At 48.8% G+C, this 25,802-nt stretch carries 24 protein-coding genes, 1 pseudogene and 1 other annotated feature; of the genes and pseudogenes, 5 read left to right on the forward strand and 20 right to left on the reverse strand.

All coding sequences use genetic code 11. The features are described from left to right. Positions 1–164: 164 nt before the first annotated feature. Entirely contained in the window at positions 165–659 is a 495-nt protein-coding gene (locus MKX70_RS26110; protein WP_340787776.1) for an RNA polymerase sigma factor, read from the forward strand. Beyond that, positions 656–1,621 (forward strand): hypothetical protein, encoded by a 966-nt coding sequence (locus tag MKX70_RS26115; protein ID WP_340787779.1) that lies wholly within the window; start codon positions 656–658, stop codon positions 1,619–1,621. Before MKX70_RS26110 ends, MKX70_RS26115 begins: the two co-directional genes overlap by 4 nt. Positions 1,622–2,142: 521 nt before the next feature. Here the strand turns inward: MKX70_RS26115 and MKX70_RS26120 are convergent. From MKX70_RS26120 to MKX70_RS26165, 10 genes are all read right to left on the reverse strand, one after another. Continuing rightward, complete coding sequence (locus tag MKX70_RS26120) at positions 2,143–2,673, reverse strand: hypothetical protein (protein WP_340787782.1); 531 nt, start codon at positions 2,671–2,673, stop codon at positions 2,143–2,145. Further along, positions 2,670–3,032 (reverse strand): MerR family transcriptional regulator, encoded by a 363-nt coding sequence (locus tag MKX70_RS26125; protein ID WP_042235351.1) that lies wholly within the window; start codon positions 3,030–3,032, stop codon positions 2,670–2,672. Before MKX70_RS26125 ends, MKX70_RS26120 begins: the two co-directional genes overlap by 4 nt. 208 nt (positions 3,033–3,240) lie before the next feature. Continuing rightward, complete coding sequence (locus tag MKX70_RS26130) at positions 3,241–3,984, reverse strand: hypothetical protein (protein ID WP_340841153.1); 744 nt, start codon at positions 3,982–3,984, stop codon at positions 3,241–3,243. 41 nt (positions 3,985–4,025) lie between these two features. Beyond that, the gene (gene helD, locus MKX70_RS26135; RefSeq protein ID WP_340841154.1) at positions 4,026–6,446 is read right to left on the reverse strand and encodes an RNA polymerase recycling motor HelD; all 2,421 of its coding nucleotides are present in this window, start codon (positions 6,444–6,446) and stop codon (positions 4,026–4,028) included. A 299-nt stretch (positions 6,447–6,745) separates the two neighbouring features. Further along, a complete protein-coding gene (locus tag MKX70_RS26140; protein WP_340841155.1) occupies positions 6,746–7,339 on the reverse strand; it encodes a flavin reductase family protein in 594 nt (197 codons plus the stop codon). Positions 7,340–7,369: 30 nt separating this feature from the next. After that, positions 7,370–8,308, reverse strand: coding sequence for a ring-cleaving dioxygenase (locus tag MKX70_RS26145; RefSeq protein WP_340841156.1), 939 nt, complete (start codon positions 8,306–8,308; stop codon positions 7,370–7,372). A 323-nt stretch (positions 8,309–8,631) separates the two neighbouring features. Further along, complete coding sequence (locus tag MKX70_RS26150) at positions 8,632–9,105, reverse strand: GNAT family N-acetyltransferase (protein WP_340841157.1); 474 nt, start codon at positions 9,103–9,105, stop codon at positions 8,632–8,634. Between the two features lie 18 nt (positions 9,106–9,123). Then, a complete protein-coding gene (locus MKX70_RS26155; protein ID WP_197073080.1) occupies positions 9,124–9,720 on the reverse strand; it encodes a GNAT family N-acetyltransferase in 597 nt (198 codons plus the stop codon). A 22-nt stretch (positions 9,721–9,742) separates the two neighbouring features. Next, positions 9,743–10,618: a MerR family transcriptional regulator gene (locus tag MKX70_RS26160; protein WP_042235342.1), complete on the reverse strand. Its 876-nt coding sequence runs from the start codon at positions 10,616–10,618 to the stop codon at positions 9,743–9,745. A 235-nt stretch (positions 10,619–10,853) separates the two neighbouring features. Beyond that, positions 10,854–11,351, reverse strand: a complete 498-nt coding sequence (locus MKX70_RS26165) for a serine hydrolase domain-containing protein (protein WP_340841158.1) — start codon at positions 11,349–11,351, stop codon at positions 10,854–10,856. Between the two features lie 82 nt (positions 11,352–11,433). Then, positions 11,434–11,692: a binding site (T-box leader), on the forward strand. Between the two features lie 43 nt (positions 11,693–11,735). Here MKX70_RS26165 and MKX70_RS26170 point away from each other — a divergent pair. Then, on the forward strand, positions 11,736–12,737 hold the full coding sequence (locus MKX70_RS26170; RefSeq protein ID WP_042235338.1) for a tryptophan--tRNA ligase: 1,002 nt from the start codon (positions 11,736–11,738) through the stop codon (positions 12,735–12,737). 324 nt (positions 12,738–13,061) lie between these two features. Here the strand turns inward: MKX70_RS26170 and MKX70_RS26175 are convergent, their stop codons facing one another. The 7 genes from MKX70_RS26175 to MKX70_RS26205 all read right to left on the reverse strand — a co-directional run bounded on the left by MKX70_RS26175 (position 13,062) and on the right by MKX70_RS26205 (position 21,714). After that, complete coding sequence (locus MKX70_RS26175) at positions 13,062–14,660, reverse strand: hypothetical protein (protein ID WP_340841159.1); 1,599 nt, start codon at positions 14,658–14,660, stop codon at positions 13,062–13,064. Next, positions 14,653–15,366: an ABC transporter ATP-binding protein gene (locus tag MKX70_RS26180; RefSeq protein WP_340841160.1), complete on the reverse strand. Its 714-nt coding sequence runs from the start codon at positions 15,364–15,366 to the stop codon at positions 14,653–14,655. The genes MKX70_RS26175 and MKX70_RS26180 overlap by 8 nt, the downstream gene beginning before the upstream one ends. Before the next feature lie 72 nt (positions 15,367–15,438). Further along, positions 15,439–16,197 (reverse strand): ABC transporter ATP-binding protein, encoded by a 759-nt coding sequence (locus MKX70_RS26185; protein WP_340841695.1) that lies wholly within the window; start codon positions 16,195–16,197, stop codon positions 15,439–15,441. Between the two features lie 9 nt (positions 16,198–16,206). Next, the gene (locus MKX70_RS26190) at positions 16,207–18,525 is read right to left on the reverse strand and encodes an ABC transporter permease (protein ID WP_340841161.1); all 2,319 of its coding nucleotides are present in this window, start codon (positions 18,523–18,525) and stop codon (positions 16,207–16,209) included. After that, positions 18,510–19,817 carry an MFS transporter gene (locus MKX70_RS26195; RefSeq protein WP_340841162.1) on the reverse strand — a complete coding sequence of 436 codons (1,308 nt, stop codon included), beginning with the start codon at positions 19,815–19,817 and terminating at the stop codon, positions 18,510–18,512. The genes MKX70_RS26190 and MKX70_RS26195 overlap by 16 nt, the downstream gene beginning before the upstream one ends. Next, complete coding sequence (locus tag MKX70_RS26200; protein WP_340841163.1) at positions 19,801–20,463, reverse strand: TetR/AcrR family transcriptional regulator; 663 nt, start codon at positions 20,461–20,463, stop codon at positions 19,801–19,803. The genes MKX70_RS26195 and MKX70_RS26200 overlap by 17 nt, the downstream gene beginning before the upstream one ends. Positions 20,464–20,742: 279 nt before the next feature. Next, on the reverse strand, positions 20,743–21,714 hold the full coding sequence (locus tag MKX70_RS26205) for an aldo/keto reductase (protein WP_340841164.1): 972 nt from the start codon (positions 21,712–21,714) through the stop codon (positions 20,743–20,745). Positions 21,715–21,831: 117 nt separating this feature from the next. Here MKX70_RS26205 and MKX70_RS26210 point away from each other — a divergent pair, with 117 nt between their 5' ends. After that, positions 21,832–22,266 (forward strand): MarR family winged helix-turn-helix transcriptional regulator, encoded by a 435-nt coding sequence (locus MKX70_RS26210; RefSeq protein ID WP_340787810.1) that lies wholly within the window; start codon positions 21,832–21,834, stop codon positions 22,264–22,266. Positions 22,267–22,377: 111 nt separating this feature from the next. Here MKX70_RS26210 and MKX70_RS26215 read toward each other — a convergent pair whose 3' ends face one another. The 3 genes and pseudogenes from MKX70_RS26215 to MKX70_RS26225 all read right to left on the reverse strand — a co-directional run bounded on the left by MKX70_RS26215 (position 22,378) and on the right by MKX70_RS26225 (position 24,524). After that, positions 22,378–23,241, reverse strand: a complete 864-nt coding sequence (locus MKX70_RS26215) for an aldo/keto reductase (RefSeq protein ID WP_340841165.1) — start codon at positions 23,239–23,241, stop codon at positions 22,378–22,380. 43 nt (positions 23,242–23,284) lie between these two features. Further along, positions 23,285–23,628, reverse strand: a pseudogene (locus MKX70_RS26220) (ArsR/SmtB family transcription factor). Between the two features lie 125 nt (positions 23,629–23,753). Then, positions 23,754–24,524, reverse strand: coding sequence for a hypothetical protein (locus MKX70_RS26225; RefSeq protein ID WP_042235319.1), 771 nt, complete (start codon positions 24,522–24,524; stop codon positions 23,754–23,756). Positions 24,525–24,729: 205 nt separating this feature from the next. Between MKX70_RS26225 and MKX70_RS26230 the strand changes: the two genes are divergently transcribed. Then, a complete protein-coding gene (locus MKX70_RS26230) occupies positions 24,730–25,758 on the forward strand; it encodes an ArsR/SmtB family transcription factor (RefSeq protein ID WP_340841166.1) in 1,029 nt (342 codons plus the stop codon). Positions 25,759–25,802 lie beyond the last annotated feature (44 nt).

A 25,802-nucleotide genomic window follows, 5' to 3' on the forward strand; every position in this document is an offset into this window, starting at 1 on the left:
TATGACCGCTAATACAGGGGATGGGGAAGTCTTAGGACTTCCCCATCCCCTGTTCTATTTTCACTTCAAGGCAACAGTAATACAGAGCCTAATAAATTACCGGAAACAAAATGTGACCAAATGCCGTCCTTAAGGGTGTTATAGGTAAAGGAGGGCATAACCTCATGCAGCAACCCATGACCCGGCCGGGCAATCATGTGATGGCAAGCTACGAAAAATACGCAGAGATGCTGTACCGGATTGCCCTGATCCATCTGGGCAGCCGCCAGGATGCCGAAGAAGCCACGCAGGACACCTTCATCAAGCTGATGGAGAAAGCTCCCGCATTTAAGGATGACGAACATCAGAAGGCATGGCTGATCCGGGTAATCACCAATCATTGTAAAAATCTGCTGGGCAGAGGCTGGCGCAAGCGCGAAGTCAAGCTGGAGGGCACTGAGCCGGCCGCGGCCGACACCCCCGAGGATATGGCGATCCTGCAGCTGGTGCTGGCGATGCCGGTAAAGTATAAAACGGTGATCCATCTGTATTATTACGAGGATTACCCCATCCAGGAGATCAGCAGGATTCTGCAAATCAGCGAGTCTGCCGTGAAGATGAGACTTCAGCGGGGACGTCAGCTGTTAAAACTGGAGCTGGAAGGAGCGGAACCGGAGTGAAGGAAGAAGAATTTCGCACAAACTATAAGAAAGCGGTGAATTCAATGAAATCCAGTGAAACAATGAAACAAGGATTCGTCGATAAAATGGAGCAAAAACGCCGTCCGCGTAAAATCGTCTATGTGGCAGCAAGTGTACTGCTCGCTGCCGGAATCGGCTTAGCCGGACCAAGCATTATGCAGCAGCTGAATGGAACGGCCTCCCCGGGTCAAGTGGCTCAGGTAGATCCGGGCACGCCCGCTGCGGGTACCTCGGCAGGCATCGTCATTCCCAAGATAGAGCTGCCGGATAAAAGCTCCGGTGTTTCAGCAGATATGATCGCCCTTGTCGTATATAAGGGCAATATCTATACTCAAGCGGCGACCCGTATCGATGCGGCCGATGCCGCAGCACTGCGCGGCGAGAAGCTGGGCAGGACGTCCGGCGGCATTGATGAATGGAGCGGCAAGGATGAGTATATCGAGCTGGCCTCCAATATTGGCGAAGCGGATATCTATGCCGTAAAGGGATACGATTCCGGATTCATGGTGATGTCCTATACGGAGATTGATGGCCAGGTATATGCGGAGCTGTATGAACACACGAATGGCATTACAATAAGCAGCGGCGCTGATCTGTTCGGCAAGCTGAATCTGGAAGGCCGCATTGCCTCCGCCCAGTGGGAGAGCTTCAGCAGCTGGAACAACGGCCAGCAGCAGTACCTGCCGCTGCCGGAGGGTGCCGCGCTGGATGGCTTCCTGAGCGCGCTTAATGCCGCCAAACCACTGGCAGCAGAGCCGCTGACGGAGCAAGGCATCTATGACAGTGAAGACCGCAAGATCATCTACCTGCAGCTGGATGACAAGGCCCGGGTGGAGCTGACCCTATTCGGCCAGGGACTGGTACGCTACGGCAATGCTCCGGTATTCTTCGAAGTCGAATCCGGTGCTTTCCAGGCGCTGTGGAACAGCATGAATCCTTGAGTTGCTGCTTAATAGCAGCAAGCTGGTTTAACAGCCGAAACATAACCTCTCATCTCCTAACACCAAGGTGGGTCAATGAGGAGATACAGCCAACGGGCGGTAGGAAGCTGAAGAGCTCCCAACGGCTGCAACAGCCCACTTCCACCAGAATCAGGTGCACTTTTACCCCCGAATTACCTCTTTAGCGGCAAACAAGTGGATAAAGGTATCTTAATTAGCCCAGTTCCGCGGGATATACGGAAGCAAGTGGAAAAACAGCATCTAATCTAGTTCGTTTTTGCTACTGTCGATGAATTGGGCAAATTTAAGTGTTGTTTTTCCAACTGTTGGTATAGATGCTACCATTCGTTCATCAGCAAGTGGAGGAAATCCAACTAATTCCGCTTCCCCTCCCCTCTGAGCTTATCCAGTTCGTTCTAATCACCCTAACGGGTGAATTGGTTTTCTAGCCAGCGGTCATTTGTCCGCTGGCTCTTCTTTTCTAACCCATGATGAGCAGGATTCTCTAAAAAACTAATATACTATTCAATTGCCCCTTCAACGCGGTACTTTTTCTCCCATTCGGATACAGTACTGGAGTCCATCCTGATCAGCTTAACCGGGAGGAATTCGTTATCCTCCTTCATCCCACCACTGCCAGGCAGAAGCTGCAGTCCTTTAATTCTTCGCACCACTTCCTCATCGGTATCAATATCCCCGGACTCTTCTTCGGGTACGACAATAAGCGGAATCTCCTGCCTGATACTGGTGACCGATCCTACACAGTCTTTGTATGACAGTTCAACAGTAATATAGTGCATCCCGCAGGGGATTGGCTCCAGTGTAAAAATTTCGAGGAACAGATCCGCTACAGCCAGCGGATCAAGAACCGATATCACCCCTGCGTTGTCCTCGTCGGTACCATTTAGATTACGCATCCGGTGAAGTCCTGCCGGCAGAGTAATCTGCACCCGGGCATTCTGGACTGAACCCAGCGGAGTAATCTGAAGCCAGAGATGATTCATGCCTTCTTCATTTTCAATTGCAGATTTAGCGTAGCGGACTTGTATCATGAGTGTCCCTCCTCCTTAAGTAACCGGGTGACGGTTTCGATCATCTTATCTTTCAATGCTGGCGGGATACGCGGACTCACCGAGAGAATCACATCTTCATTGACAACAAACATTTCGTTTCGGATCATCTGGTCTGACTGATACAAACGCAGGTTCTCACCAATCTTAATCACTTCATCCATCGCCAGATCCGCTAATTTCTCTTGAGCCGAGGAGAGTGTGTCGCCGCCCTTGGACAATACCAGAATGGCGCGTAAATAATGCAGATGCTTATCCGTATACGCCCGCTTGTTGCCAACCAGCTCGAGCGGTGGAAGCATACCAATCTGTGTGTAGTACCTGACCGTCCGCAAATTCATTTGCGGATCTTCGCTTTGCAGTACTTCGGCTACTTGCTAATGCTCCTCATTTCCTCCTTTGGCCCGTCTGGGGAAATCCAGGAGATTCAGCAGGATTCATCCACAACAAACGAAAATCATAATTTACTAAATACCAAAAAACCAGCTGCAGCGCAGCCGGTCGGTTACTGTTCATATTTTCTTTATCATATGGTATTCAGAGCGTTATTCATTTACCGCTAAGCGCACGTATCTTATTTCGCATGGACTCCTGATGGCTGGCAAACTGCTTATGTCGATGTCCATTGGCGCCGGAAGGATGAGGGAATCCCCACAGACAATCTCGTGCATCCAGCACCCCGTCCGCCGCAAGCTGCTGAAGCACCTGCTCTACATTTTTGCCCAGAGGTATGATTATCGGCTGATTCATGAGACTGAGTTCATCTTGCAATGAGCGCAAAGCAGTCTGGTTCAGAAAAGGGTTGGTCAACAGATGGGGATGGGTTCCGTTATAATTATTCCCCGCTACAAAAACCGGAAACCGCAGCAGAGAAGTGGTATGCAGCAGCTCATGCTGATCCTGAAACAAATCCCCGCAAGATTCGGCACCCAGATATCGATGCAGTTCAAGCGCGTCCAGCATGTCAATTAAATGGGTTCTCATGGTGCCGGCGAAGCCGGCCGCTTCTTTCGCCAGCCTGCACACTGCCTCATCGGAGAGTCCAGCTTTAAGACCGGCTTTGGCTGCCTGCAGCGCTATCCTCAATTGTGTCCATCCGGGCGTGATTCCGATAATCACTACTTTGGCAGCAGGATTGACATACTCGTTGTGTGGAGCGTAATACATTTCAAGAAGGCCGCTGCGCTTCATGAGCAGATCACTGGCCAGCAGTTCCGCTTTAGACAGCTTTTTATCTTCCGGGAGCTCAAGAATCGTCTGTCTATACTTGTTCAAATGACCGGAAATAAGCATGCATCCACTCCTTTCAAGAAATCTCAGGGTATAACCTGTGCTTAGTGCTCCGCCAGTTCATACAAAGCCGGGTCTACTTCCCGGATGAAAGGCGTCCATTCCCCTGTCGTGTACAGCTGAAGCACATGCATCGCCCTTGTACATGCGGTATAGAAAAGCTTCCGCTCGCTCTCCCTCTGATACGTCTGCGGGGAAGCATCGTAGATCAGCACAGCGTCGAACTCTACGCCTTTGGCCAGATAAGCAGGAATCACCTGTACCCCTTTCTCAAAAGTAGGCGTGTTCTTCGTGATCAGCCGCAGCTCAGCGGCACCTCCGGCGGACAACAACCTATACGCTTCTATACTCTCAGCCGCAGTCTTCGTAATCACGGCAATTGAAGTGTACCCCTCCTCGTGAAGCGTGGCAAGATCTTTCACTATGTGTTCGGCCTTCGTCTCATGGCTCTCCAGCTTAGTTAGAACAGGCTGTCTGCCTCTCCGCTCAAAAGGGACAATCGACTCACCGCCGGGCAACAGCGGCTTCGTGAACTCCACGATCTCAAACGTCGAGCGGTAGCTGCGCACCAGCCGGTACTGCGTAGTCTCCGCCGCTCCATATAGCTGAACCAGCGGTGAACTCTCACCTGACAGATTCGTCGCCTGTGTGAAGATCGCCTGGCCGAAATCACCAAGGACCGTCATACGGGCGCGGGGAAACAGCTTTTTGAGAAACTCATACTGGAACATGGAATAGTCCTGGCCCTCATCAACGAAAATATGCCGCACCTGCGTATTCGTCCGGACGCCTTCGATCAGCTCTTTTAAATACAGATAGGGTGTCGCATCTTCATAAAAGAGTTCCTGCCCGCTCAGCTTATCCTTAGTCTGCGCACAGATCTCCGGCCAAAGCTCCGGCATCTCCGCTTCACCTGTCATTTCCCTGTAGGCCTGTTCATCAGTGAAGAGCTGGCAGTATAATCCGCTCATGTCGATAAATGTGAACCGCTTGATTCCCCGTCTCAGAGGTCTGAACTGCTCCTTCACGATCATCTGGCCCAGCAGCTCTTCCTCCCGTTCGGCGTAATCAAAATCACTCTCATCCAGCTCACGTTTGTGCACCAGCATTTCCTGAAGCCGGAGGTATTTCTCAGCAAAGCCAAACACCCCCTTCTCTCTGTGCAGCATGCCGTATACCTTAGCGTATTGCTCATTATCGAGGTAATTCATCTCCTCCTGTACCCAGGACGCTCCCTGCTCCTCCTTTTGCAGTCTGGACAGCTCTTCCAGCAGCCATTTCTGCACCAGGGTGACGCGGTTCGGCAGACGAATCGAAGGATCATAGCTATACAGCCTGGTCTTGATCTGCTCTCCTGAGATCAGCACGCGGTCCCCGAAACAGATGTCGTTAAACCGCATGCCCTCTTGCTTCAGCCACAGCGAATAGCCCTGAAGTGCCCTTAGGAAGGCTTCCGATGCCTTATACTCAATGGCCTGAAGACGGGAGCCATAACCCCTGTCCTGTTCCCCGGTCAATACATATTCAATCTGATCAAACGGATCTTCAAGCCGGAATTCCGGACTTAGCCAAGTTTCCAGATATTCCTGAAAGGTCGTCTGCTGCATATTCTCTTCACCCAGTTCGGGGAGAACAGTAGACACATAGCTGTTGAACATCGGGTTAGGGGAGAACAGCACGATCTGATCCGCCGAGAGCCGCTCGCGGTGTTTATACAGCAGGTAAGCTACACGCTGCAGCGCTGCTGATGTTTTGCCGCTGCCGGCCGCTCCCTGCACAATGAGCATCTGGCTGTTATCGTTGCGGATGATCGCATTCTGCTCCGCCTGGATGGTTGCCACGATACTTTTCATTTGGGCATCCGCACCCTTGCCGAGCACCTGCTGTAGCAATTCGTCGCCGATCGTTACATTCGCATCGAACAGATGCTGAAGCTCGCCGTTACGGATCTGGTACTGCCGCTTCAGACTCATGGTTCCGCTGATCCGTCCTCCCGGTGTGTCGAAGGCTGCTTTTCCCGGCGGATAGTCATAGTACAGGCTCGCAATTGGAGTGCGCCAGTCATAGACCACAAAGCTCAGTCCGTCAATATCGACGAAGGAGGAGACCCCGATATAGACCTGTTCTTCAGCACTCTGCCCATCCTCATGAAAATCAATCCGCCCGAAATAAGGGGACGGCAGCAGCCGCTTCATATTCTTCCACTGCTGCAGCTTCCGCGCGTGGCTGCGTTCCCGCTCGGATAAGACGGCATCCTGCTGAGTTATGGTGAAGAAGCTCTCTTCGAAGTCTTCCTGGGTGCTGGTATTCACCGTTACCTCTTCCCAGAATCTTTTGCGGATATCTGTTGCCTGCTCCTTTAGCCGGCCAACCTCCGGCTCCAGGTTTGCGATCCCCAATTTCAGCTTTTCTTTTACCTGCTCCAGCCACTCCTGTTCCTGCTCCCAGCTGCTTATCTTCTCCATCACCCGACCACTCCCTTTTCTTGAATGATATTCCTTATCCTCCCCGCTGAAATAATCCCAAACTGGCAGGTTGACAAACCGGATGTCCATTTGCTATAATTAAAATATAAGTAAGATGCATAACCTCCGTTCTTTTTTTGAAAAAATCAACAGTTCTTTAACATTAACATATTACTTCTTTGTATGCAATACTTCCCGATACATAATTAACCCTGGCGCTTGCGCCAGGGTTTTGTTGTTCAGATATAAGAAACGGAGTATAACAGACTTCCTACGGCTGCCTGTTTACCAGCACAGCCTTAAACCGGGCGCTCTATGCTAAAAACCTCACCAATCCCCGCATAATTATTCCCTGCCAGGCGGCTTACCGCCCCTAATTTCACCGGATCAATTCTTCCCTGTTCGTAGATATCCTCATCGATATGAAACTGTACAATCCTGCCGATAATCAGGTCATTATTAGGCAGCTCCAGGCAATGCTCAAGTGTACATTCCATCCGCACCTTCGCTTCCTTAACCCCCGGAACAGCAATCTGCAGGCTATCTACCGGCGTCAGTCCCGCTAAAGCTACTTCACTCTGGTCCAGAGGCAGGGGCGCTGCGGTGATATTTACCTGCCTGACATTCTGCTGATCCACAATATGAACGACAAACTCCTTCGTCTGCTTAATATTCCGTGCCGTATCCTTGGACTGGCCCGCAGCATGCTGAATCGAGATGGAGATCATCGGCGGATTGGAGGAAACAATATTGAAATAGCTGAACGGCGCACCATTCAAGCTCCCCTCTCCCGACATCGTCGTGACAAAAGCAATCGGCCGCGGGATAATGCTCCCGGTGAGAAGCTTATAATTATCTCGCTCGGTATTCTGCAGTGGATCAATTGAAATCATGATTGTGCCCCCTCTTCATTTGAAGCTGAATTAGTCAAGTGTTCTTACTGTGAACGGCAGCAATACCTGTTCGAGCTGTTCTCTATGCGGCTCATATTGTTCCGGCAGCATCAGGTGGCTACCCATTGTTTCCGGCGATTCATCATGGGCGAAGCCTGGAGGATCAGTAGCAATCTCAAACAGGATCTCCCCATGCTCTCTGAAATAGATGGCATTGAAGTAATTCCGGTCCTGAACTGGCGTTACTCCATATCCATTATCATGCACAACATCCTGCCATTCAAGCTGATCCTGATCATCCTTCGCTCTCCAGGCAATATGATGCACGGTGCCGACACCCATTTCGCCGCGCTGCACCGCAGTTACCTTGAGTTCAACTACATTTCCGATGTCCGCAGTAGAATGGTAACGGGCGACATCGCCTTCTTGTCCTACGAATGTAAGTCCCATCACCTTCTCCAGCAGCTCCGCCGTTTGTTCCGGATGCGTGGACAGCAGTGTAGCACCACCGAAGCCCTTGATCGCAACCTCTGGTGTTACCCCGCCGAAGGTCCATTCGTTACGTTCTCCTGCCTCCCGTTCCACCAGTTCGAGATGAAGACCATGCGGATCATCGAATTCCAGGTACTGCTCGCCAAACCGCTCCATTTCGGTAAAAGCAACCTTAAACTTCGTCAGTCTTTCTCTCCAGAAAGCCATCGCCCCTACCGGAATCACATATGAAGTAACGCCGACCTGACCCCCGCCGATTTTACCCTGATACGCATCTGCCCAAGGGAAGAAGGTGATAATGGTCCCCGGCTTGCCAACATTGTTGCCGAAGTAAAAGTGATACGTTCCGGGATCGTCGAAATTGACGGTTTGCTTAACCAGCCGGAGTCCCAATACGCCTGCATAGAAATCCATATTTTCCTGCGGATGGCCGACAATTGCGGTGATATGATGAATGCCCATAGTTTGTTTATTCATTTGAATTCACTCCTGTTTTGATAAATTTTAAGTAGCAACTAGTACAGCTTATAATATCTTTACTTTAAGATATTAGGTTGAATATTATCTTTAAGTTAAGATAATTTATATTCTCACTTTACTTTTTATTAATCCGCTTGTCAAGCGTTTGTCTATATCTCTTACGATTTACAATCCTGCACAAAATGCAACATTCTCCTCCTTAAAACGTCCCTAATCGAAAATTTTCATACAACAATCCCTTGAAAACTTAGTTACTTATGAATCAAAGTTGCAATAAATACAACATTTTATAGCTTCATCTCTTAACGTTAACGTGAACCTTAAACAAGCTTTTTTTCATAAAAGCACAACGTCAGCTTGTCATTGATCTCTTTGGTCTCACCTGTTCTTCTGTAACCCAGCTTCTCATACAAGTAGCAGTTTCTTTCATCTTGCACGATGGTAGCCAGCCCCCAAGACTTAGCGTCAGCATAGATGCGCTCAATCTGGGTGAAAACTTGCTGGGCAAGTCCTTGACCCTGATATTCCGGCAAGATGAATGTTGTGCCGATCCAGTAATGATTATCCCCTTTCTTCACGACTCTAATACTACCAGTCGCAACACCGGCATTCCGGATGATGTAATAATCTACACATGCTTGATTGAACCGCTCCATTACTCTTTCTAGGGTTTCATTGGCCGGGTTCGTATCATGATCCTGATATTTCTCGAGTAGGGGCAGGAACGCCCGGGTTTGCATTTCATGAATCGCCGCCGCATCTTCCACTACCGCTTTACTTAATGTCACTTCCATCCTATGTACCTCCAGATTTTATACAAAATATACATAATCCAAGTGTTCGCCATCCAATCCGGCAATATGATTATTCGGTCTTCTACGCGCCAGGGTGAATCCGATACGCTCATACATCCGCCGGGCAGGGATTAGATCATCATTCGTTGTTACAATAATTTTACGGACTTCTTTTTGGAGGATTCTATTCACTGCTTCTTGAAGCTGCATCTTACTGTAACCTTTACCTTTGTGTGCTGAAGCAATGCAGTTGTGGCCTATTTCCGCAACCTCTGGCAGGTTCCTCGGGTCCCAGGTAACAAATCCGATGGCTTCACCGTTTAGCGTTGTGATGAATCCGTATTTTTCGGCAATTTGCAGATTATCAAAGAAAAAGTTGTCAAATTCCCGCCATTCAGCAAGGCAGCTTTGCTCATACCGGCAATTAAAGGCATAGGCATCTTTCAATAATTCAAAGAGTGTTCCCCGCCCGAACTCACTTATTTTCCTAAATTCTATTCCCATGTCCCTCCCCATTTCCTCTTCAAATACACTTCCAAACATTACAATGAAATACATCATTCCACCATGATATATTGCATGTAGATTCTTGAATGCAAACAGGCGGAACTTCACTAAGGAAGTCCGCCGTTTACACTTATTTCAATAACACCGGCTCCAGCAGGTTCAAATAATACAGATTACCGCTGCCTTCCGGATGATCATTACGGATATGCTCTTCCAGGCAGAGCCGTCCGCGGTCAGAGCGGTATTTCTTACTTTGTGATAACTGATTCATCAGTGTCTTCCATGATCCGCCAATGTCGTCGCTGCTTTCCAGCATAGCAAATAATCCTCCGGGCAGCGTCATTTCCTTAAAGGGCTCCGGCACAACAACGCCCTCAGGAATGGTCGCACACATTCCATAGCCATAAGGTTTGCCGGCACTGCCGGGCATAGGCTTCATGTTCCCGCCGAAGAAACGCGCCGTGCCGAGCAGATTCGCTGACCTCAGCCAATCCATCAGCGGCCCCATCACTTTGTCCTCGGGGGATACGTCCACGACAATATGAAAAGCGACTCTCATGGGTGCTAAGTCAATGATTTTGAATACATGCTGTTCCGTTAAACTGCTCATAAATACAGCCTCCGTCTCCATAAGGATATCATCCAGGACCAGATTTCCTTCATTCTGCCTCTCCAGGTATTCCAGGACCCGGGTCAACTGCTTCTCAACAAGCCCTACCTGTTCTCTTTGCTTCTTAAGAGAGTTCACTTTCTTCTCTATGACTTTACTAAGTCCGGCTATTGATTTCGCTATAAGGACAGTCTTTATTTCTTTGATCGGAATGTCCATCTTCCGCAGCATCGCTGTTATCCGAATACATGCCAGTGCATGTTCGTCGTACACACGCCAACCGGAGGAAACATCTCTATCGCTTTGGAATAACCCTTCCGCTTCCCAGTGGCGCAGCGTACGGCTCGTCAGCCCCAGCTGCTCCGACATTTCTTGTATAGCAACAGATCTGTTCATTTCGCTCTCCTCTCTGAGATCTCATAGCTATCGTATCACTTGACGCTGCGTCAATATCAAGAAGTAATCCTGGTGTGCCCGAAAAAAGTCATCTCACCCATCTCATTCTCTGCGATCCTGTAGGGATGGGTCTGGTCATAATATCTTTGGACAAATACTCCCTCACCTACTGGATAGAGCTCAATATGAAAATTGCCGGAGAATCTCGTGAAATATAATTTTCCGTTTATGATTTCTATCTGGATTTTGTCTTCCAGAAATTGGAGTTATTATAATCATATTCTGTACCCGCCGGCTTTGTGGGCTTCTTGTTGATATACTGCTGGAAGTACTCCGTCTGTGAGTAATTCATTCTGTTATATCCGCCGAAAAAATCATTCTCAAAATTATAAAAATTATATAAACCGGATGTGTGTGACAATAAATGATGTACGGTAATAGACTCATCAATTTTCAGATCTGCAGGTAGGTATAGCTGTGCGGATTGATCGATATCCAGCACCTGCCTGTCACATAGAAGCATAACTGCAAAAGCCGTAAACTGTTTAGACATGGAAGCAAGTGAGAAGCATGAATGCATATCATTTTTAATTCCAAACTCAATACTCGCATAGCCGCAGGCCTTCTCAAAGAGTACTTCGCCCTTCCGGGTAACTTGAATAACCCCGTAAAAATCCCACAGCTTCAGGTACTCATTCGTATAATCCTCAAGCTTTTCACGTAATGTCCGCACGGACTCACTCCCTAATCTGTTTTAACTATCAATTGACATTCACCCTTAGATGTTGTAAAAATACAGTAATACAATATTATACAACTTTGCAATGACGAAGAGAGTACGCATAACGAATACTCCAGAGAGCTGATGGCCGGTGCGAATCAGTGTAGGGATTATGCCGAAGTGGGCTTCTGAGCATCCAAACCGAACCTTCAGGAAGTAGGCTTTGGCGAAGGTCTCATCGTTACAAGAGACGCGTATTCAGGGCATATAGCGATGTCGCGATACGTTTAAGCGGGTCCGGATCACAATCCGGGCTAATTAAGGTGGTACCACGGGGTTCTCTCGTCCTTTTCAGGATGAGAGGACCCCTTTTTGATACATAAACGGAGGGATAACATGAGTAAGGAAATTGTATTAACCGGAATTAAGCCTACGGGCAAAGTCCATCTGGGGAATTACATCGGAGCGATCAAGCCTGCACTGCAACTCGCCGGGGCCAGTGATTGTACTGCGCTTTATTTTATCGCTGACTATCATGGATTAACTTTCATACAGGACAGAGACGAGTTTCGTAATCTGTCTTATGGTATCGCAGCTACATGGCTGGCACTGGGACTGGACCCGGAGCGGGTAATCTTTTATCGACAATCTGATGTGCCGGAGATCTTCGAGCTTCACTGGATTCTATCTTGCCTGACGTCCAAAGGTCTAATGAACCGTGCCCATGCGTACAAAGCCATTCATGAACAAAATATTCAATCAGGCGTGGATGCGGATACCGGAGTCAATATGGGCCTGTTCACTTATCCGGTTCTGATGGCAGCGGACATTCTGCTGTTTCAATCAGACAAGGTCCCTGTCGGTAAAGACCAGATTCAGCATGTGGAGATCGCCAGGGATATTGCCGAAGGCTTCAACCGGATTTATGGGGATACCTTCAAGCTGCCTGATTATAGGGTCGATGAGAACACATCCGTGATTCCAGGGCTGGACGGGCGGAAGATGAGCAAAAGCTATAATAATACGATTCCGCTGTTCGAAACACCAGAGAACCTGAAGAAGCTGATCAGCAAAATCAAAACAGACTCTACACCTCCCGAGGAACCGAAAGACCCGGATACGTCTAATATTTTCTTGCTGTACAAAGAGTTTGCGGCTCCCGCTCAAGTACAGGATTTCAGGAACCAATATCTAAGCGGCATCAGTTGGGGTGAGGCTAAGCAGGAGCTGTTTCAGGTGGTTAATGCTGCACTGGAGGAACCCCGGAACAAATACAATGAGTTAATGGCAGCGCCAGAGCAGATCGACGCGATCCTGAGTGAAGGTGCCCGGAAGGCAAGAGCCCTAGCTGCACCTCTGCTTGCCCAGGTCAAATCCAGGATCGGACGATATAAATAGATCCATGGAGCGGAGTTTAGCCTAAGCGGGTGATATGGTAAAATTATCAAGTCCATACATGATATAAAATAGACTGGTGGGAGGAATATCGGTGACCGTACGTAACTCAACGTATAATTTCCAGAATGTCAGTAACGGATATGGATGCCATCCTCCAGCCCGTTCCCCGGATGCGCATGCGATGCTACTGTTTTTTATGGCCTGCGTTACTAAACCTTAATAGATTAACATGAGGGGCTATGATGAGCTTTGTTCATAGACAACACAAAGAAACCACTTCTTTGAAAGGTTTAATCCTATTTTAAGAGTGGTTTCTTTTGTGTGCTACAGCCTCTGAAACAACCGCTCCCCGCTAACCCGTATATACCTGTACATTCCGGCGCAGCCCCCTGCCATTATAACTGCGTATATCAGCATAAGGAGATTTCCATTCACATTACTAAGAAGCATGAATAGAGCCGCTGGAGCGGCCAGACTGATGAATCCGAGAATCATCGACACCAGCACTGCTGCACTCTGCTTGATTACCGCAACCTCATTTGTCCATTCCAGCTTAGGCAGCTTCAGGTTCACAATAACGCCCAGCATGGCAGAGTAACAAGCGTAGATCACTGGGATCACAAGCATTAATATACTTTCGGCCCATCCAGTCCCCAGTGTATAGATAAGCAGTACCCAGCTTACGGCAATGACTGGCAACGTAAGGGTGAGATTCACGGCAACTTTACTGAGGATAATGGTAGGTTTAGAGACGGGCGAGCTTTGTAAAATCCACAGATGATTCCCTTCAAGCGAAATCGAACTTGCCGTGGTGCAGCTAATACTCACAAATAAGGAAACCACAAGCGGACTCAGCGTGCTCAAATACTGTGATAATTGCGGAATTTCAAGCAAGGCTCCGAGCTTCTCTGAACTGACGAACAATAAGGAAACCGACATTACCAGTAACAGAACCATACCAATGCCTGTGTTCAGCACATAATTAGTAGAACTGAAGTAGCGGCGCAGCTCCTTGAGATACAACGCCTTGAATGCAGAATTTGCCTGCAACGGCTTCATAGTATATTTGCTGCCTGCGTGGCTGGTCATTAGTCCCGTATGGATAGCTTTGTACCGTGTTGCCAGCACTGTGGAGAAGAGTACAAATGCAAGTACAGACAGAGCAATAAAGAAGATCAATGAAGGTACCTGGTACGAGCAGACAGCATCCACATACACGGAAGCCAGAGGATACAGCTTAAAGATCGCATCACCCAGCCCAGCCCCTAAATCCGCAAGCTCCTGCTCGTCTCCGTTAAGATTAAATGAACCCAGCATGAGTACAATAATGAAGGCAAAAGTGAAGAGTATACTAATCAGCTTGCTTGCTCTAAACCTTGAAGATATCCAGCTGATCAATGAGCCAATAATCGTTGCCGCTATAATCGGCAGTAAGGTGATGAATAGAAGCGTCATTAGAAAAAACAGATAAAAAATCACACCCGGATTCACTTGCATCGCATATACCGTACCGGCCGGCAGCATAACCAGCAGGGTGAAAAACAGATTCATCACATATAGCTGAAGCACACGGCTCGCAACAACATGACTCGTCTTCACCGGCAGCGACATCACCATATCATAGTCCTTATAGCTGAATAATACACCACTGGCCTTATAGACCGTTGTGAAGAACCCGACCATCGAAGTAACAGCCATCATAATGGCCAGCAGCAAATCCATCCGTCCAAGCTCTTCAAAAGCCTTAGCCATCATGAAGCTGTAGCTGAAAGACATCGCTCCTATCATAAGTACACCAGCGATAATTGTTAGGCTGAGCAGCAGCGCCTTGCGTCTCTCTGCAGGATCTTTGGTATGCAGTGCTTTATTAAGGCCGAAGGAGGACATCAGCTGCAGCTTCGTTAACCTCCAGATATTAATCATTGTCGATCAGCTCCATGAATACTTCCTCAAGGCTATTCTTGCCCTTCACCTCTTCAGTGCTACCATGGGCAATCAGCTGGCCTCCCTTAATGATCGCGATCTTATTGCAAATCTTCTCGGCCGTATCCAGCACATGTGTCGAGAAGAAGATCGCCCCGCCGCTGCTGCACAGCTCAGCCATGATGGTCTTCAGCGTATGCGCAGCTTTGGGATCAAGGCCTACAAAAGGTTCATCGAGCACTAAGAGCTTTGGCTCATGAATAAGCGCAGAGATAATTGCAAGCTTCTGCTTCATCCCGTGAGAATACGAGGAGATCATATCACCCAGATTGGCCGTAAGCTGAAAGGCATCACTGTATTTCTGGATGAGCCGCTCACGGTTGGCCTTGGATACACGAAAGAGATCGCCGATGAAATTCAAGTACTGAATGCCGGTAAGATGATCGTACAGATCGGGGTTATCCGGAATATAGGCAAGTTTCGTCTTGCAGGCTAACGGATCTTTCTTAATGGAGATTCCATCGATTTCTATTTCCCCTTCTTCAAAATCGAGTACACCGACCATAGCGCGGATAGTCGTTGTTTTGCCCGCCCCGTTGTGACCGATGAAGCCATAGATATCGCCCCGCTCGACCACTAAGCTTAAATCATTTACCGCCTTCTTCCCGCCCTTATAGCTCTTCGTAAAATGTTTGATCGTCAGCATGTTCTCTCACCTCTTCATTGGTGTTAGCAAATAACTATAATACGTATAGCCTGCGCTAATCGTTCATTTTCACTAAATACCAATCTCCCGCATTTTCGCCGTGAGCTTGTTCACCCGCTCCTCAATATCCTTGCCGCTGTATTTTGGCAGCCGCATTTCGCTCACAATTCTGCCGTCACACATGAACATAATCCGCTCCGTCTTCGCTGCAATCGTTGCATCATGAGTGACCAGCATGACCGCCGTACCCTCCGCATTGATCTCGGACAGCAGGTCCATGATCTCCTGGGCAGCTTTCAGGTTAAGCGCACCGGTCGGCTCGTCACCAAAAATAATTCTCGGGCTGCTCATCAATGCGCGGCATATCCCTGCACACTGAAGCTGCCCTCCCGAGGCCTGCGTAATATCCCGCTTCGCCAGCTCCGCGATTCCCACCTTCTGCATAAGCTGTCTTGCTTGCTCTGTAATCCCTGCGGCGTTTCGTCTGTTGTCACGCATGGATGGAAGGATAATATTATCCAGGATGTTCAAGTTCTTCATTAGTGTCGGCTGCTGAAACACAAAGCCCATTCCCGTTCTGCGCAGGTCAGCAAGCTCATTCTCCGCAAGTGTCCCCAGATCCCTGCCGTCAAAAGTAACCCGTCCGCCGTCCATCCGCTCCATTCCGCTCAGCGCAAACATCAGCGTCGACTTACCAGAGCCCGAAGGTCCCATAACTGACACGAACTCCCCTTCTTTAATTTCGATAGACACTCCGTCCAGAACATTACGCTTGTCATCACCGGTGCCGTAATGTTTGGTTATATTTATACCGGTAATCATCTTCTTCATCTCCATGACCTACTCCTTAATATTCCCGGATATTTGAATTCGTCCTGTTCCTGCTGTACCGATAATCGTGGCGATCAGCACTGAGCCTGCCATCATCAGCGGACATAATACATACGCCGATAGCGGATTGATCACGAACTTGAACGATGAAGCTCCAAACGAGGAAATCAGTACACCCGCAAGTACCTGCCCGAGCGTGTTTGCCAGCAATGTGCCGAGAACCATCCCGATAAGCAGCACGAATACCGAACGTGAGAAATATTGTACAGTCAGATCCGAATTCGTAAACCCGAGTGACTTCATGACGGCAATGGCATGCCGGTCCTTGGCCACAAGCATCCGCATAAACAACAGCGTAATCAGTACATTGATGAACAGCATCACGATAATGGCTAACCGGGAGGCCTTACCGACTGAGCTGATGGTAGAGCCGAAGGTCTGTGTAACATATTCATCAATCCCCGACACCTTCGCATAATTGAAGCGGTCCGCATATTCGGTTACCTTACTGCCGGTTAGCGATGGATCTGCAAGCTCCGCATAAATAACGGACCACATGGCTTCCGCTGAATTCGTGGTGAATACGGCTTTGGCCGTTTTTCCGCCATTGGTAACATCCGAATAAATTCCGCATACTGTAAGCTCCCTGGGTTCCCCGTCAACCAACAGTGTAATGGGATCCCCAGCCTTTTTGCCCAGCTCATCAGCATTCACAGCCGAGAGGGCAACTTCGTCCTCTGCAGCCGGCCCACGTCCTTCAGAATAGGCTACAGGGAAAATTGAATGGTCACCGATCTCAACCTTTAACCGTTCCACTGATCCATTCTCCAGCTTCACCTTGAGAGCCTGTGTTGTAAGTACAGCGTATCGGGAGATGGCTGTGTCGTTCTCCATGACCTGAGCAATATCAGCAGCCTTCTCAGTAATATTGCCGGTCTGCTGAATATCCAGGCGTATATCACTGTCCCCGATTCCCATGTAGGTGATGAAGCTTTTGGAGGCAATCGTATTGTAGAGGTTCTGGGGAACAATCATTATAAATGCAGAAATTATGAGTACAGCGAGCATTGTGCCATATAGCCTTTTCCTCGACAGGACATCCTTGATACCTAGAAAAACATTCGTATTCAGCAGCCGGTTCCCGCTCAGATTGAAACGCTTCGAGCCCGCCGGTTGTTCCTGTGAAGTACCGAAGCGGATGGCTTCTGCAGGGGAAATCTTCCGGAAGCGTGTCAGCACCCTGTTCACATAAGCGGTAACCGCAAGGAATACAAGCAGTACGCCAATGACTCCGCAGCCTAAGGCAAGCGCAGAGTTCTCACTCTCCCCCATGTATAACCTGATATTGACAAGTAGCAAGCCTCTGAATACAAAGGAAAGCGCAAATCCGAGAACACTGCCCAGCGCCGCCACACCAGCGTATTTCGCAAGATAGATCTTCTTCAGGTCAGAAACACGTAATCCGATGGCTTTCATCACACCGATCTCACGGTAATCGCTCTCTATAGTTGCAAGGAGTGTAAAACGTATACACATAAATGCGATAACAACAACTAGCAGACTTGCCAGGAGGATGACCGCGATCATAAGTCCGTCGGAAATAGCATTCACCATTTTGAACAGGGGATAGGTTAGGGTTGGTCCGTTGGCTTCTAGACCTGCAGTGGTGTAGTCTGTTTCGAATGCGCCAAGCATGGACAGATCTCTGAGTCTGAACTCAATCAGATATTCTGTGCTTCCGGAACTCTGAATTTCCGCATAATCATGCTGGCTTATAAGGAATCTCTTCGACGAGGCGAGCGGCGAGTTCATCTGTGAATCACGCAGAAATCCTGCTACAGTGAAATTCTTGCCGGCGACGTTGGCCGTACTCCCCACTTTTGCTGAGCCATCCTTCATATAGCTTACCGGAACATAGACCTCACCGTCAGCTGCCGTAATCACGTTCCCGTCCAGGTCCAGCAGATAATCAAATTTCCCGCTTTGCGTGCTGAAGCCGTTATCCTGAACGCTGTCCGCAAGCGATTGGCCGTCGATTACAATCCTCGCACCTTCAACATTGAGGAGATCAAGCACTTGAAATTTATCAACCTTGCTGTTCTGCTCGGCAAAAGCGGTAAACCGCGACTTATCCAGTTCACCGGAATGCATCTGCATGAAATGTGGTGTTCCGGCCTGCTTCATGAGCGTATCAATGGCTCCGGACAGATTGACGATCAGGATTGCTGACAGAGAAACAAGCATCGCAGCGGCCGCCACAAATATCATCGTGGTCAGAGTGGTCCCTTTGCTTTTGAGAATATCATTGCGGATTATTCGGTAGTACATATGTCACCCCTGTTCTCAAGGCTTCGAATCGATTTCAAATGATAAATGATGAGCGAGGCTACGCTTAACAGCAGCCCTGCGATAATAATGAGCAGTCCCATGCCCCGTCCGCTGCCTGTGCCGATGACCCTCCCCACGCTGCCTGCAAGCACTCCGCCTGTCACCAGCAATGGAGTGAACACATAATCTGCCAGCACACCCGCCAGCGTATATGCGGCGACAAACCCCAGTTGTGAAACCAGTCCGATCAGTGACCAGGCTCTTCCCTGAACGGAATTATCGATGTTGGTGCGGACCAGATAATCCAGGGCTGTGTTCGTGAATGGCAGCATGGCAAAAAAGAGAAATCCTGAAATGCCAAGCAGCACAATATTCTCACGGAGTCCGAAAGCCGCCATACTTATTCCCGAGCAAAAGAGTGACACTGACAGGATTTTGACAAAACCCTTCTTGAGCGGCAGCATTCCTATAATCACACTCGACACAAGCATCCCCGAAGCAATAATAGTCTCAAGCGTACCTAATACCGCACTGTCCTTAAAAGTCAGGATCATCGGCATGGACAGGGTCTCAATGAAACCAATAAAAAATGTCATTACAGAGGTCATAACCACAAGCACCAGCACGCCCCGGTTACCGGAAACAGCTCTCCAGCCGTCTTTGAATTCACGGATAAAGGGTTGTGCCTGCCCGGAGCTCTTCGGGGAAAGACCGCTGCGTACAGCTAGCGTTACAGCAACGGTTACGAAAAATGTGCAGATGTCGATCACCAGCAGCAGCTTCACATCTGTAACCGCGAGCAGAAATCCGGCGATGACAGGCGAAATGAGATATTTGGCCGAACCCGCCACTTGAACAAAACCGCTAGCCTTCGTGTATTGCTCCTCGCTGAGCAGATCCGTAACCGTAGCCTTATAAGCCGGATCAAGCAGTGAGGAGAACACCGAGCTAATAGTCACTCCCGCACAAATCTGCCACAGCTGCGCTTCTCCGTTCAGTAAACAGATCAGTATGAAAATAAGTCCGGTTGCGGAAAGACTGTCGCCCAGTACCATCAGCAGCCTGCGGTCATAGCGGTCCGCAAGCACCCCCGCTAGTGGACTTAATAACAGGGAAGGCAGAAACGCCAGCAAAGTTACCAGTGCCATCGCGGATGCCTGACCGGTCTGCTGAAAAATATAAATGCCCAGCCCGAACGAGGTAAGCCCGCTTCCTATTGCTGAAATCAGCTGCCCTGACCAGAGCAGCAGAAATTTACTGAACCCTTTGCCGGATCTATTCGCCGTCTTCATCTCTGGCTCCATCTCCGTTACCGAACATCTGCATTACGCTCATCAGACTTCCGCTTTCGGCCCCGAGCAGCCTTTCTACATTCGAAATAAACGCCAGCACCCGTGACATGCGTACCTCATCCGTCATTTCAACCATGTCATCATCAAAAATCGTATTCGCATAGATCACAACCATTTCCATACATTCATAGGGATACTGTGTGTTGAATATTCCCTGCTCAATGCCTTCGCAGATAATCGGCGTCAGGATCGGCGGAACTCCGCTGATAATTGCTTTTTGAATCTTCTGATGCATAAGCGCGTTCTGCGGCTTGTGAATATGCTCCATGATTTCCGTGCTGCTTCCGTTTCCGCCGCTAATGTTCAGTGCCATAACCACGCGGAGAATCCGGTCAATGACAGGTATGCTCTTGTCAGCGGCAATGTGCTGCGCAGCCCCCAGTATATTGACATTCGTCCGTTCAATCAGCGCATCCATAATATCCTCCTTCGACTTGAAGTGATAATATAGCGTCCCCCGTGCAATGCCGACCTTGCCCAGAATATCTCCCGTGCTGGTGCCGTCAAAGCCCTTCTGTCCGAAAAGCGCCTCTGCTGCGTCAAGGATTTCATTTCTGCGTATTTCGGCTTCTTTTACAATTCTCATGGTTTAGTTCTCCTTAAGTTATACCGACCGACTGTCTGTCGGTAATTGATTATAGAATAACATGCTTTTGCAGAGCTGTCGCGTTAAAAATGTTACAAACAAGTAGAAACGGCTTTGCCGTCCTTTTGTAAGGACGGTACCGTTTCAGCGAGAAATAGAAGGATAAGTTATCATGTGAAACATATAAATTCTTATATTTCAGGAAAAAAGGGCGCAGCTCCGGCGCCCTTCTTCTTTTTTATATAGGAGAATCACATTCTTATTACAACTTCAGGCTATTTAGATCACTGGATGAGGGATATAAAGTTCTTCCAGGCTTGTGATTTCTTCAGGTTTCAATTGAACAGACAATGCCGAAACTGAATCTTCAAGCTGGCTGATGCGGGTCGACCCGATGACCGGAGCTGTGACCTCCTCCTTGTGCAGCAGCCAGGCAAGGGCAATCTGTGCGCGCGGAAGTCCACGGTTCGCCGCAACCTCGGCAACTCTCTGTGCAACCTTGCGGTCTGCTTCTTCTGTTCTGATAAACATCGCCTTGGCTACCTGGTCATTCTCTGATCGTTCGGTGCGTTGATCCCAATCCCGGGTTAACCGGCCCGCGGCCAGAGGCAGGTAAGGAGTGATGCCTACGCCCTGATCTTTACAAAGCGGGAGCATTTCCCTTTCCTCTTCCCGGTAGAGCAGGTTAAGTCTGTTCTCCATAGCCATAAATCGTATCCAGCCGTTTCGCTCTGCGGTGGACTGCGCCTTCGCAAACTGCCATGCCAGCATGGAGGATGCTCCAAGGTACCTAACCTTGCCAGCCTTCACTAAGTCATGGAGAGCCTCCATCGTCTCCTCAATCGGCGTATTCGGATCATAGCGGTGAATCTGATACAGGTCAATGTAGTCTGTTCCAAGCCGTCGTAGACTGTTATCAATTTCGGTCATTATGGTTTTACGGGAAAGGCCCATTGCATTGGGACCCTTACGCATCGGTACGAACACCTTCGTGGCAATCACCGCTTCGTCCCGGCGGGTAAAGTCCCTTATTGCCCTTCCGAGAATTTCTTCACTTGTGCCGTCGGAATACATATTAGCAGTACTGAAAAAGTTAATGCCTAATTCGATTGCTCTTTTAATAATCGGTCTGCTGTTCTCTTCATTCAACGACCACGGGGTATTGCCGCGTTCAGGTACCCCGAAGCTCATGGTTCCAAGACTTAACTTCGATACGTCCAAGCCGCTTCGTCCAAGCTTCACATATTCCATTAAATAGTCACACTCCTATATGTTTATGAATCCTCAGGTTGACGTGTCAACCAACAAACATACAATAGCATCTTGTGGTTGATACGTCAACCATGCTATGATCCTCCTATGGATAATATGAGCGAATTACACGAAGATGAAATGCGAATATGGAATATGTGGAAGGGCTCGTTCAAACGGATCTTTGGCCGCGTTGTGAAAGAGATGTCTGAGCATACAGGGCTATCCGAGGGCGATTTCGGAGTATTGGACCGGCTGGTACAATTCGGGGAAGGCAAGCTTCGCCAACAGGAGCTGGCTGACTCTATGGACTGGGATAAAAGCCGGTTATCCCATCATCTGACGCGGATGGAGAAACGGGGTCTCGTGCTAAGAAAACCGCTGGACACAGACCGGGGTGTACAAATCATCATTACTTCTGCCGGCCGATCCGCCCTGGAGGCAGCCCTTCCCATAGTCTCGAAGGCAATACGCAAGCATTTTCTGGACCAGTTAACCGATGAGGATATTAAGTCAATTACTACACTGGCGGAGAGAACGAAAACACCCTGACTACTTAAGATACGTCTGCCGCAATACATCATTACGGGCAATTCCCGGTACCTCCAGGGCCATCCCCTCGCGGGCTGGCCTCTTCTCTATGTTCATTGTCTATATGCGGAGTCACCTCGGAATGAATAGCTTCATGAATGTCACATACACAGGATTAACCATAAGACCTGCCGGGTTTACGGAATATCTCTTCCCCTTGTCCAACCGCCGGATTCGATCCCTTTCCTCCCGGTTCAGTGCAAAGTCGTAAATTTCGCTATTCTCTTGGATCCTCTGCGGATTTGACGACTTAGGGATCACAATACTCCCGCGCTCCAGATGCCAGCGCAAAATGACCTGCGCAACCGACTTGCGGTGAGAGCGGGCGATGGCTGTCAGCTCCGGATGCTCCAGCAGCACCTTGCTTCCCTGCCCTAGCGGCCCCCACGCCTCATGAAGAATCCGGTTCTGAACCATATAGTCATACAATTCGTTCTGTTGGAATTCAGGATGAGTTTCGATCTGATTCACCATCGGCATGATCCGGGCGTTCTTCTTGAGCTGCTCCAGATGCCGTATCCCGAAATTGGCAACACCTATGACTTTGATTCTTCCTTCATCGTACAGCTCCTCCATCGCCTTCCAGGCTTCTGCATAATGAGGACCGGCGAAATGGATCAGATACATATCGAGATACGTTACGTTCAGCTTCCGGCAAGTCTGCTCGAACGCCTTTCTCGTCGCATGATACCCAAGATCCGTCGTCCAGGCTTTGGAGGTAATGAAGAACTCCTCACGGTCAATGCCACTGTGCAGGATGACCCGGCCCAGTGCCGATTCATTGCCGTAAATTTTCGCTGTATCGAAATGGCGGTACCCGCTCCGGATAGCATTCTCTACCGTCCGCTCAAAGGCTTCCCCATTCTTGATCTTATAGAGGCCGAACCCGAGTTGAGGAATGTTTACCCCGTTCACGGCTTGAACTGTCTGATTCATTGACGGTCTCCTCCCTTTTTCTTCCGGATTACGGCCCCGATGCTTAACTGTCACATTGTACAAGGGCCTTTTCCAATTCGCTTACTAAGCTTTTCAACAACATCAGCTTGCTTCCGGTGTCCAGACGATAATAGTTACGTGTTCCTTCTTTCCGGACGCTTATAATCTGTGCACCTTTCAATATTTTCAGATGATGCGAAACGGCCGGACGGGATAAGTGGGTTTCCACCCTTATCTCACCTACACGCATGCCGGGATTCTGCGGCCCTTGAAGCAAGGCCAACAGGATGGCCTGCTGGTCTCATCTCCGACCGCGTTCAGCACCTTGAGCGAGTTCCTAAATTCGATGGCAAGAGCAGCTACAAGTTCCTGGTCTACGGAAATCACCCCTTTTCGTTAAATCGTTTATTTCTTTGAACGGAAATAAGATACCACAAATTCCACCCCGCCTGCATTTCGGGAAAGAAATTCAAGAACCTTTCTTTCCCATAACAGGAAGCAAGGCCGTTACTTTACATTAGCTTGGCTAACCGCCGGATCTCATCGCTTAACCTTGGATTGACCGGATACACCTCTTCCAAGAAATCCAGAATGCATAGTGCCGATTCGGGCACATGATCGTATCCCTGAATCATCCCGCCGATAATCTCTGCAAAACGGGGGTATCTCTTCTCGAGCCGTCTTTCATTTCCAAACGGGTCGGGATAATAATCAATCTCGTCCTCCAGCAGATGGAGTACAGACAGAATCCTGTCTATCGCATGTCCCTGAATAAACCGCGTAGCGGATAGACGCTCACCTCTTGCATAACGTCCGAGGCCTACGTATAGATTGGTTAAGGCTTCGTTCAAAGGAAAGTCCAGGGAATCCTCCTTCGGGGAAGGGAGCGGTCTTAAAGGTCTGGCGATTGCCGAATTGGCAAAGTCCGGATTCTTCCATATCACCCGGCCCTCCGTGTAAGCGGCATCCGCCAGCTCCGATTCCTCGAATACAGCATATTCCGCGAAAATACCATCCTCGAACAACACCTTATATCCAAGGTCCGAATTCTTGAAGGCATAGGCAAGAGGCTGTATGGCTTCGAGCCAATCCAACTGGTCGATATATCTCCGGGTCACTCCCGGCTTCACAATAACGAAGAAATCCAAATCTGAATACTCATCCATCCGTGCCGTCTCGACCCCAACGGAACCAACACCTAATAATAATAGAGCATCGCCCGTACGCTCCAGTGACTTACCGATTTCGTCCAGCCGCTGCAGCAGCAACTCTGTTCTCAACATCTGAATCCTCCTCTGGTTCGGGAATGCAAAAAGGGTCCAACCCCACTTCTCAGCGAGGTTGAACCCTAAGGTTACATTGCCTTTATTAATCTACCGTAACGTTATCATGTTTGAATTGTTGCTGTCAAGATATAAGCGCGCACCGGCAATTTGACAAAAGAAGTTTCATCTCTTATGTTGAAATGAGAGTAAAGGGGGATGTCCATTGGCGCTCGAACAGAGTGAGAACAACGTTACTAAGACAGTTATACATACAATCTCTTCTGTAGCGGAAGCTATTGCATTATTATCAAGTTATACCGAGGCTGACCAGCATTCCTATGCACAGCATGAGCATGAGCTGTTGCATCAAGCGTTATCTGCTGAGGCCAATGCCTTTATTACTAGCTGGAGAATAAGAAGCCGTTGGGATTTTATGTACCTGTATGAGTTTTTTATTCCGTTTCCCCATTTCAATGATATGGCGTTATTCCTGGATGAAATTTTCGGGCTGTCTGACGAGTCTTATCTATTCTATATTTTTGGCGGGGAAGTGCCACAGCAGCAGATTGCTGAAGCTTTGCTCCATCCGGATATAACTGCTGATCTGGGGGTCAATGCAGCCTCCATGTTTGGCGATAAGCCGGATTTCATGAAGGTCATGTTCACTGAAATCAAGCCGATCCGCGCATCGATCCAGCTCCTGCTGCAGGAGATAACAGACTCCGCTGTCTTTCGCGGGCATCTGCAGGCCAAACAAGGCTTATATGAGGCTGCCATTCAAGAAGCTCAAGCCTTCGGACTGGAGCCGCTTCACTTAGCGCAAAAGCTGATGGAAAAAACGTTTCGCAGAGTCAGTAACTACCAGACGTTTTACTTCATCCCATCCTATTTCCTGACTCCCCGTCATATCCGGATATTCGATAAACATAACTGCATCGTTATTTATGGCTGTTATAACGCTCCAATGAATACCCTGGAGCGAAGCCTGGAACTGGAGAAGCAGCTGAAGGCATTATCTGATCGGAACCGCATTATGATTCTGCGGATTCTCCATCAGCACAAGGAGTACGGGGCAAGGCTTGCGAACACACTCGATTTAACTACTGCGACGATCTCGCATCATTTGGAAATATTGAAGCAAGCCGGCTTGATCGTTGAGGAGAAGGTTGGCAACATTAAATATTTCGAGCTTGATCATTCCAGGTTCGGGAAGCTGCTGCAAGAGCTGAGTTCTTTTGTGCAAATGGAATAGCTGTGAATTAGACGATCATCCGTTAACCGGGTGGTCGTTTTTCA

The organism is Paenibacillus sp. FSL R7-0312, assembly GCF_038004445.1.
Taxonomy (GTDB): Bacteria; Bacillota; Bacilli; order Paenibacillales; family Paenibacillaceae; genus Paenibacillus_AQ.